Source organism: Mesorhizobium sp. M4B.F.Ca.ET.203.01.1.1, assembly GCF_004791025.1.
Lineage (GTDB): Bacteria > Pseudomonadota > Alphaproteobacteria > Rhizobiales > Rhizobiaceae > Mesorhizobium > Mesorhizobium abyssinicae.
The window spans coordinates 88980-97009 of record NZ_SRUO01000024.1; the positions used below are offsets into that span (position 1 = coordinate 88980).

Sequence of the window (8030 nt, forward strand, 5' to 3'; positions counted from 1 at the left end):
GTGGCGGAAAGGCGACTTCGCAGAGGATGGGGAAGATTGGGGGGCGCAATATTCCCACCCGGGAGCGCTAGGAGCGCTTGCGATGGCGCAGCAGTTGCAGATAGCCGCCGGCGATCATGGCTCTTCCACCCTTGACGAGACCGATCACGGTGTCGCGCAGGGATGAGGTTTTCCACGGCGCGGCGAGAACTCGCCCCGTCCCGTAGAAAGCGGTCGCGATTTCACGGTAGCTGGCGCCATTGGCGCGGCCATCCGAGGCCCGCATCATCAGGCGCAGGCGGCGCCTCTGTTGAATTGTCATTCGCGTATCGGGGGGAACAGGCCGCCTGTTGTAGGCACGCCAGAAACGAACGAGAGCCTCCACCCGTCCGAGTGTCTGAGAATCCAGCGGTATCAAAGCTGTAAGGGAACGGTTCTCGTCACCGCCGGGAAGGAGGAGAAGTTGTGTTGCTATGCCGCTGTCATGGACGACATGCGAACCTTGCGGACTGTCGCGACCAGGGCCGACCCCCGCAAGCGCCCTGGAAGGGTCGGACGACAGGAAGTCCGGCGACGGGGCGAGGGCCAGCACGGCAGGATCGGCAAGAGGTGACCATAAAACGACTTGCGTCAATGCGGACAGGTCGGGACGGGCCGCGAAATCGCAACCCCCAGCGTCTCTGCACTTCTGCTGGAAACGGTTTCGTCTCAGTTCCCGAACGAACGAGCGCCAGGTAGAGCCGCTGATATGAATCTGAGCGGCGCAGGCATTCCCAGGCGAGTCCTTCGATTGGCAAGCTGTCGAAGAAGTCGTAGCTGTTATCGTCCCCCCAACGCGACGTGTTCGGCTTCATCGTGTGGGTCCTCGTCAAACTGCAAGTCGTGCCTGCATCGATTCCGGGCGATTGGGATTGGCGGAAGACCCTGGATGGACATCGCGTGATGCTTTTTCGGCATCACCGAGGCGGCAATATTGGCTAGGTGTCGGTCTTACGCAGAAGTTGCCGGTAGCCTGTGCGTGTCATCCAGCGCGCCCGCGCCAGATGGCTGTCATGAACCTGTCGGGCACGCTGCGGCTCCTCTTTCGGGTCAATCCCGAAGAGGATTCTGACAACCTCGTGCCAATCGGCGCCGTCGGCGTCGGCGTCAAACAAGCGCATGTAGAGCTTGATGTGGCTGCGGTCGTATTCGGTAAGTACTTCCCCCGTGGGCGCGGCGTCGTCGAACGGCTCGATCATGGTTTTCACTCCCCAACCCGCGAGATGGAAATCACAGTTCTTACAGAGGTCACGGCAGCTGCGGAGGCCGCTTTGCAGGCATCACACGATGCCAAGTCGACATCGCCACCCGCTGCGCGCCATGTCGCTTCCGGTGTGACGGCAAGGGGCCCCGCCCGGATAAACCGGGCGGGACTGCGTGTACCTCCTTATTCTGCGCCGCGGCGGCTCGGGCGGGACCAGATCAGGCTGTAGGCCTCACCGTCCTCGTCATTGAAGAGGTTGGCGAAGATCGGGGCGGTGAAGCTCGGATCGTCCAGCTTGAGGCCCAGATAGTCCCGGCCCTCGTTGGACTGCTTGGACCAGGCGGCGCCGATCTCTGCGCGGCCGACGAAGACCCGGTGGCTGGGGGCGTTCTCGCCATTGGCGCGGGTTTCAGGAACGATGCGCACGCCGCGGGCCTGGACGCTGAGAGTGACGATTTCGCCAGTGAACTCGTTGTTGCCGGACTTCTTGAAGGTGCCGATGGTGGCCATGATAATTCTCCTTGATCTATCTGTCTCGAGCTCCGCACCATTGCGGCTCGATGGTGGTCGAAAGGTCGAAGGCGATCGCTTGCGCACCGGAGGGCCGAAGCGCAGCGGAGGACGGCGCTGGAGCGACTTTGTTGCTCGCGAGGAATGGCGGCGCAGCCGGCAGGGGAAGAAAGTCGTGACGCACCGTTGCGCAACAAGCGATTGAGGCGAAGCCGTTCTTCGGACCAGAAACACCAATCGAAGAGACCGCATCGGTGTTGGCCAAGACAGCCTAGGTGCCAGGAGAAAAGGTGACCAGCGCCGATCTGACCCCGGCAACAGGGGCTCCACGCAAACGGTAGTCGCTTCGCACCTGGCCCGCGCGTCTGCATTGACTAATCTGCGCATAGCGAGGTGGCTCCGGTACCCGGTCTTCGGCGTTGCACATAGACGTCTCCCAAGTTCGCAGGCTACGACGATGCCTGCGGTGCAAAATTCGATCGCCGTTTCCGCATCCACGTGCCGGCTTGTCGGCAAGGGATGAGGGCGTCGGTCATCGCTGTCGTGTCTCAAACACCCCAGAAAGCTCCGGCAGGCTTTGGCCATGCACAGGTCGTTCGGATTCCGTCCGTGTGGGATTCTGACGGACAGTTGCCTTGGGCCTAAAAACTTGGGAGCATGGGTTTGTGGGGGACTTATCATGCCAAATCGAGCGATAAGTTGGCGCCTGTCAGCGGGCTGCTCGCCGTCCTAGCGGTTGCGCTTGGCCCTTCCGTTGCCGAACGGTGGATGTGAAATATCGAGTCCGGTGGACCTCGCTTCGAAGGCACAGGTGAGCTGGATAGCAGCGTGGTCGGTGAGGCTGCGAAAGGGTCGATAGACAGCCGGGCAGCCCTAACGTCTATTTGAATTGCCTTTGAGGCCAAGGTTGTTATCAGCAGCCAAGAATGGATAGTGGTCCCGGAAGATCGCGCTTTTCATCATGGCCATGGCGATTGTCATCATCGTCATGTCCGTGTGGCTATTCGAGCCGCCCTGGCTTGGGCAGGTTCTGAAAGCGCCCAGCAGACCTATTCTATATCCCGCTATATCGGCCTATAATTGTGGTTGCCGACAAACGTCCCCCTATGAGTTTGCCGGTAGGCCCGGCGGCCGAACCCCAAGCCCCACACCCCAGACCGCTGGGCCGCCCGCGTAGATAGGGCGATTAGCCGCCCTTGGCCTTGCCGTGGGCGTTGGGTCTTGTGTCGGGCGTGTAGATCACCCCTACGGCCGTCCCGCCGCATCTGTTGCATTTCAGCTTGGGAATGAGGTCATCGGCCATTGCCGGCGAGTCAGGGCCGTAGCGGTCCCGGAGCTGGGCGAGATCGAGCTTCTGGCTATGGTTGCAGGGCGACCAGTGGCAAAACGCCGTCACGGTCATCTTCGCGTCGATCAGGGATTGAAACGTCCAGCCTTTGCTCATCCGGCCGAGATAGCGCGCTACAGGGGAGCCGGCCAGCGCACCCGGCTCGACGTCACTATCGGCTTACTTCAAGTCTAGGGGGTGGGATCCACCACAGTAGGAGTTGACACCTGAACGTTGGCCCCGATTTCTGGCTCGGATTCAATCCGCCAAGCTGCCGTCGCGGTGCTGCATGGCTTCGAAGATCGCCTCGAAGACGCTGCCGACCTCCTCGTCGATCTCCCACGGTGCAATGCCTTCGCGCAGTGCCGCCCTTATGCATTCGTCGGCCAGGTCGCTGACTGCCACCGGATCGTCGGTGATCGCATTCGGCAGATGCTCTGCCAGCCATTTGTCCAGGAAGTTGATGCCGCGCGTGGTCATAAACAGCACAAGCTGAACACGTGAGTTAGGTTCCGCCGTTGAACCGCGCGCGAAGTCACCGAGAAGGAAGTGGCGTTCATCCGGTGCAACGGCACCGGCGCGGTGAGTCACTTTAGAGACCGCTAACCTACGAACGCCCACCGCACGTTCCAAGAACGAAAGGCGCAAAACTAAGTCGAATGGGCATGGGGTTACGCCTTTAGGCGGGCCCCCTGAAAGGGTTGCCGGTTCACTAGCTTTCTTCCCGGAAATTCTGCAGCGAGGACGCCGGTCCATCGTGCTCCGGGACGAACTCTTCCCAGAGGCCATCTCGCGGCGCCATGGCACGCAGCCTTGCTCCCGTAGCCCTATGGACGTCCCGGGGGCTGCTCTTGCGGGAACTTGTCTTCATGGACGATTGCCACGGCCCGCTCGAGGTTGCCTCTCACCTCGAAGCCGATCCAGTGGCCATCCATCAGGTGCGTTTGTCTCGGACAGGCGAGGAAATAGTTCCCCGCCTGCTGCGCAACAAAGTTGAGTTGTCTCCGCTCATTGATTTTAATCCCCTCCAGCGGGGTGGTGTAGGCTCCCCAGATCGCGTCCTCAGCCTTCAACTTCACTGGCATCTCCGACTGAGCATAGACCCTGGTCAGCATCAGGCCGTGCCAGAAATTGGAGGAGCCGTTGATGAATTCGATCTGCACCGACCATTGCTCAGGCACGATGATCGTGAGATTGCCGCCCCAGTAGCCGTTGAAGTCGATAATGTCGGTCCGGATGTTGTCCCTGCGGTAGCGCTCGATCTGGTTCCAATCGGCAACGATCTCGATGGCCACCTTCTTGGCCGCGGGATCGTTTTTGATCCAGCTCGGGACGAAAGGCTCCCCAGCCAATGCAATTCCAGGCGACAATCCCAGGGCGAAGGCGAGAAGGACAAGGTGGGCAAAGCGCGCCATGGCAATCAGAGGCTCCTTCCTGGCCGGGTGGCCGAGTGCAATGGAGACCTCGTCGGCCGCGAGTTGACTGGATGGCACGATATAGCGCGCCACGGGGAAGCCCGCCAGCGCGCGTTCTTTCGTACCCGCTGTGCTAGGTGGCCCTGCGGCCGATCTCTTTGTATTCAAATACGGTGGGTCGGTGACGACTCCGATGCGGCCTTTCGGTCGTGTCAGTGACCCGAACCCATTCGGAGTCGCCATTGCGAAGTGTGCCCGTTCTTCCGGTGGCTTTCGCAGCAGCTTCGAACGGCGTTAACGCCGCGACAGAATGCGTCGCCACCACAGCGTCGTCTCGCATCTCTTCGACGAAGTAGATTTTCATATAGGTACGCCCCGCTATTTCTGCTCCTCCCGAAAATCCTGCAGGAAGCGCGCCGTCACCTCTCACCTGGCAGTTTCAAAACCCCGTACTCAGCCGAACGCGCGGCTCGATCGGCATCATGATCTGCTACCCTCAGGCCGCGCTGGAACAATTCTCGTACCGCCTGAGATCGAGTCGGCATTCTTCTCTCAAACCGCCAAGCATCCAGCACGGCCAGTTCCTCGGCATTGAGCATGATCTGTAGACGGTATGTTCGTTTGTTGGGCGGCACGTTCTGCTATCTCATCAATCTGCAATACTGGCGTCGTGATGAACGATTGCGTCGAGGATGACCTCATAGACGCTGCCGGTGTCTTCCTCAATCTCAGTGCTTCTGATGCCTACCGACTTCGCGTCGGCGAACAGCTTTTGCGTCAACTCGGCGACCGAGATGATATCGGCACCCACCGTTTCAGGAACGTTGGCGACTATCCATTTGTACAAAAACTCAGTCCCACGGGTGCTCATGGCCGACATAAGTCAAAGTCGGGCATTAGGTTCCAAGAGCCTCGCCAGCGCATTGCATCGCCGCCGCTCTCCTACAGCGCCGAAGTATCCGGTCCGTGCGGGCAGTGGTGGCCAGCATTCGCGTCTGTGCGGCAATGCGCTCCCCACTTAGGAACCGACATTCGATGCCGCCGTTCTCCTGTGCGATCTGGAGGTGCGAATGTTCAATCCGTGGTTCGAACTTTATTTGTCGGCGCTGGAAGCTCATCAGGTAATCTGGCTTCGTACATTGCGGATTGCCCGGGGAGGCAGATTGGCAGAGCGGGAAGCAAAGCAAATGATCACTGAGAAAATCGAGGCGGCCGCGATTGCCGGCACGCTCTTCGCTACCGGATCGGTGGGCAAGGTCGCAGCCGTCTATCGGAGGAAAATCAGAGCCAACAAAAAACGGCTCTCCATCTAATTTCCAGATGACCTAGTGGGGCTCCTGCGAAACCGGAACCGACTGAGACACGCTGATGGTAGCAGAATAGACCGGTCTCCCGGCTTCGTCATGGACCGAGACGGTCATGGATTCATCCAAATCGCTTGAGGCCATTTCGTCGACTGCTATGTCTTGCAGAGCCTTGAGCGCCTCTCGTCGCATTTCGCTCAGGCTATCGAGATCGACCCAGGCATCGCCAAGAGCGTGCCCATTTCTCACAACCTCGAAGAGGTATTTCGACATTCGGCCACTGTGAGACAAAGCAACTGTGGCGGCATTCAAATTTGAGGGCCGGCTATGAGCACGGCGTCCAGCCTCCGCCTAGCCGGCGGTCAATGCTTTGTGGGGCCTGACGCCGTGGGCGAGAATGCTGATTTCGGCTTCGGTCAACGTGATCTGATAGCGCTGTGTGGAATTCTTCGAGTAGATGTCGTCAGCAATAATCGAGAGGGTCACATCGCCATTCTCGTCGATCTGCACATCCTCGATCTGCAGCGGCGCTGAGTATATGCACTTCGGTGATCCTGGCCTTCGCGCAGGCTGAGCAGACAGTCGCAATGTGAAAATCCCTTGCTGTACCAGCAATGCGTCTGACGCAAAATTGATGCCAGCAATTCGGTCCCGAGACGAAACACTGAAACGTTGGGCTACTCCCACGTTCGTCCTTATGGATACGTGCCTGCTATTTCGGCAAGAGCGTATTGTTTAGCCAGCCGGCGCCGCGTTCGCCCCCGAACCCGGCGCCGGTTAGGCCCGGCGTTTGCTGGCCTACCCACGCCAGCCTGCCGGGCCGCTCCTTTTCATGGACTCCTGCCCTTTGCGCTTGTCCGGTGTGGCCGCGTGGTTGGTGAATTGTAGGTTCCGGTCGTCTCGGCCGGCGCCGCGGCATTCGTGGCAAAAGATCACCTTTACCAAATCCCAATGAAGACACGGCTGTCAGGGCCGAGACGCTCCACAAGCGTGGCGACGTCGAGCACGACATGGCGCCTGCAGGTGACGCAGTCGACGGACAAGCCTGTCCCGGCCTCCAGCTTCTTGCCTAGCGTGTCTTCAACAAAGGGGAATTTCATTGTCATGGCGATCTCCGAAAATGAGGTCGCCGCACCTGATGGGATTATATTCCTGATCGCCGATCGCTTGCCAAGGGCTTACGCGATCACGCCATGTCCAAAAGAAGTATCTTAGCCGATTTGAATATGCGGCGGTCCTAATGGGTCACCAGGCCGGCGCCTTTGAGGCACGGGCGTCGGCCACCTTTAGCCCGTCGCTAGGCGTGGGGGCACGCCAGCGACGGGCTATACCTTCGTTCACGATATTGGCGAAGACTAACGTAAGGTCGATACAGCGCACGTGCCTAAGCCCCGATCCCCCTTAACGCTGTTCCTTTTTAATGCTGCGTCTTGCCGCTTGATTGATCCGCCTGCGCCATGAACTTGTTGAAGGCGCGCGCCTCATCGACAGTCTCAAACTGCCGAGACGTTGTCGTGCCGTCCGGCTTTAGAACCACGGCGAGGAATGGAAGCCCGAACACGGGCGGGTGATAGACGGCATAGATCGTGCTGCTGCGCTTCATCGCGGCATTTTAAAGGGATTTCTGGCCCGGAACCAGATGAGCGTCGGTGTTCGGGTCGGCGGTCTTTGCGCGCGGGACCGTTAAAGGGCTTCGCAGGGCGCCCAACATGTCATCGTCGGTCAGCCCTGAATAATCCCAACTAGGCTATGATCACATGTATATTAGCATTCACGAATGGAGTATAAGACTGACGTCATCGGTCTTGCCGTTGGGGATTTATCCGATGAACGGGGGGCTCCGACTTGCTTGCCTTCGGAGATGCCAATGCGCGGGTTCTTGGTTTTAGTCCCATTGCTTTTTGCACAGATTCCGACTGCATCCCATGCCGCCGCCATCCACGACGCCGCCACGAAGGGCGATGTCGCGGCGATCACGGCTGCGCTCGACGCAGGTTCTGACGTTGATGAGAGCGATGGGAAAGCAACGCCGCTCTATCTTGCGGTCAAGGGTGGGCATCTTGCGGCGGCAAAACTGCTCATCGAACGCGGCGCTGACGTCAACGCCGCCCCGACGCTTTTGGGGCCTGCCCTGATGCCGGCTTTGGCTAAACGCAGGATCGACTTGATCAAACTGTTGCTGGACGGAGGCGCAAATCCAAATTCGAAACGCAGCCGCGAAAACGCGATCCACATCGCGGTCAATCTCGGTT

The 8030-nt window shown here is 59.5% G+C and carries 14 protein-coding genes; 2 read left to right on the forward strand and 12 right to left on the reverse strand.

Translation table 11 applies throughout. The features are described from left to right. Window positions 1-67: 67 nt before the first annotated feature. The 9 genes from EN846_RS31680 to EN846_RS31725 all read right to left on the reverse strand — a co-directional run bounded on the left by EN846_RS31680 (window position 68) and on the right by EN846_RS31725 (window position 5345). The gene (locus EN846_RS31680) at window positions 68-571 is read right to left on the reverse strand and encodes a DUF2285 domain-containing protein (RefSeq protein WP_127405161.1); all 504 of its coding nucleotides are present in this window, start codon (window positions 569-571) and stop codon (window positions 68-70) included. Next, complete coding sequence (locus tag EN846_RS36190; RefSeq protein ID WP_245493334.1) at window positions 462-833, reverse strand: DUF6499 domain-containing protein; 372 nt, start codon at window positions 831-833, stop codon at window positions 462-464. Before EN846_RS36190 ends, EN846_RS31680 begins: the two co-directional genes overlap by 110 nt. A gap of 123 nt (window positions 834-956) precedes the next feature. Further along, a complete protein-coding gene (locus tag EN846_RS31690) occupies window positions 957-1217 on the reverse strand; it encodes a DUF2285 domain-containing protein (RefSeq protein WP_187331524.1) in 261 nt (86 codons plus the stop codon). A gap of 188 nt (window positions 1218-1405) precedes the next feature. Beyond that, window positions 1406-1732, reverse strand: a complete 327-nt coding sequence (locus EN846_RS31695; RefSeq protein WP_128346233.1) for a DUF736 domain-containing protein — start codon at window positions 1730-1732, stop codon at window positions 1406-1408. Window positions 1733-2918: 1186 nt separating this feature from the next. Next, window positions 2919-3134 carry a hypothetical protein gene (locus EN846_RS31700; RefSeq protein WP_245493333.1) on the reverse strand — a complete coding sequence of 72 codons (216 nt, stop codon included), beginning with the start codon at window positions 3132-3134 and terminating at the stop codon, window positions 2919-2921. Between the two features lie 183 nt (window positions 3135-3317). Continuing rightward, on the reverse strand, window positions 3318-3680 hold the full coding sequence (locus tag EN846_RS36195; protein WP_245493332.1) for a hypothetical protein: 363 nt from the start codon (window positions 3678-3680) through the stop codon (window positions 3318-3320). 206 nt (window positions 3681-3886) lie between these two features. Continuing rightward, window positions 3887-4567, reverse strand: a complete 681-nt coding sequence (locus EN846_RS31710) for a sulfocyanin-like copper-binding protein (protein ID WP_245493331.1) — start codon at window positions 4565-4567, stop codon at window positions 3887-3889. A 40-nt stretch (window positions 4568-4607) separates the two neighbouring features. Next, window positions 4608-4838 (reverse strand): hypothetical protein, encoded by a 231-nt coding sequence (locus EN846_RS31715; protein WP_135859624.1) that lies wholly within the window; start codon window positions 4836-4838, stop codon window positions 4608-4610. A gap of 285 nt (window positions 4839-5123) precedes the next feature. Then, the gene (locus tag EN846_RS31725) at window positions 5124-5345 is read right to left on the reverse strand and encodes a DUF768 domain-containing protein (RefSeq protein ID WP_128346244.1); all 222 of its coding nucleotides are present in this window, start codon (window positions 5343-5345) and stop codon (window positions 5124-5126) included. 199 nt (window positions 5346-5544) lie between these two features. On the opposite strand from EN846_RS31725, the gene EN846_RS31730 reads away from it, so the two are divergent. Next, a complete protein-coding gene (locus EN846_RS31730) occupies window positions 5545-5787 on the forward strand; it encodes a hypothetical protein (RefSeq protein WP_128346232.1) in 243 nt (80 codons plus the stop codon). 342 nt (window positions 5788-6129) lie between these two features. On the opposite strand, the gene EN846_RS35425 is transcribed toward EN846_RS31730, so the two are convergent. The 3 genes from EN846_RS35425 to EN846_RS31735 form a co-directional block, all read right to left on the reverse strand. Beyond that, a complete protein-coding gene (locus EN846_RS35425; protein WP_187331545.1) occupies window positions 6130-6288 on the reverse strand; it encodes a hypothetical protein in 159 nt (52 codons plus the stop codon). A gap of 428 nt (window positions 6289-6716) precedes the next feature. Then, the gene (locus EN846_RS35430) at window positions 6717-6884 is read right to left on the reverse strand and encodes a hypothetical protein (protein ID WP_187331542.1); all 168 of its coding nucleotides are present in this window, start codon (window positions 6882-6884) and stop codon (window positions 6717-6719) included. 311 nt (window positions 6885-7195) lie between these two features. Beyond that, on the reverse strand, window positions 7196-7381 hold the full coding sequence (locus EN846_RS31735; RefSeq protein WP_128346231.1) for a hypothetical protein: 186 nt from the start codon (window positions 7379-7381) through the stop codon (window positions 7196-7198). Window positions 7382-7645: 264 nt separating this feature from the next. Between EN846_RS31735 and EN846_RS31740 the strand changes: the two genes are divergently transcribed. Continuing rightward, on the forward strand, window positions 7646-8030 hold a 385-nt coding region (locus tag EN846_RS31740), incomplete at its 3' end, for an ankyrin repeat domain-containing protein (RefSeq protein WP_135913796.1).

Coding starts and splice junctions, on each gene's coding strand:
- EN846_RS31700 (WP_245493333.1), bottom strand. CDS start 3,134: ATGACCGTGACGGCGTTTTGCCACTGGTCGCCCTGCAACCATAGCCAG.
- EN846_RS31735 (WP_128346231.1), bottom strand. CDS start 7,381: ATGAAGCGCAGCAGCACGATCTATGCCGTCTATCACCCGCCCGTGTTC.
- EN846_RS31695 (WP_128346233.1), bottom strand. CDS start 1,732: ATGGCCACCATCGGCACCTTCAAGAAGTCCGGCAACAACGAGTTCACT.
- EN846_RS36190 (WP_245493334.1), bottom strand. CDS start 833: ATGAAGCCGAACACGTCGCGTTGGGGGGACGATAACAGCTACGACTTC.
- EN846_RS31715 (WP_135859624.1), bottom strand. CDS start 4,838: ATGAAAATCTACTTCGTCGAAGAGATGCGAGACGACGCTGTGGTGGCG.
- EN846_RS35430 (WP_187331542.1), bottom strand. CDS start 6,884: ATGACAATGAAATTCCCCTTTGTTGAAGACACGCTAGGCAAGAAGCTG.
- EN846_RS31725 (WP_128346244.1), bottom strand. CDS start 5,345: ATGAGCACCCGTGGGACTGAGTTTTTGTACAAATGGATAGTCGCCAAC.
- EN846_RS31690 (WP_187331524.1), bottom strand. CDS start 1,217: ATGATCGAGCCGTTCGACGACGCCGCGCCCACGGGGGAAGTACTTACC.
- EN846_RS31730 (WP_128346232.1), top strand. CDS start 5,545: ATGTTCAATCCGTGGTTCGAACTTTATTTGTCGGCGCTGGAAGCTCAT.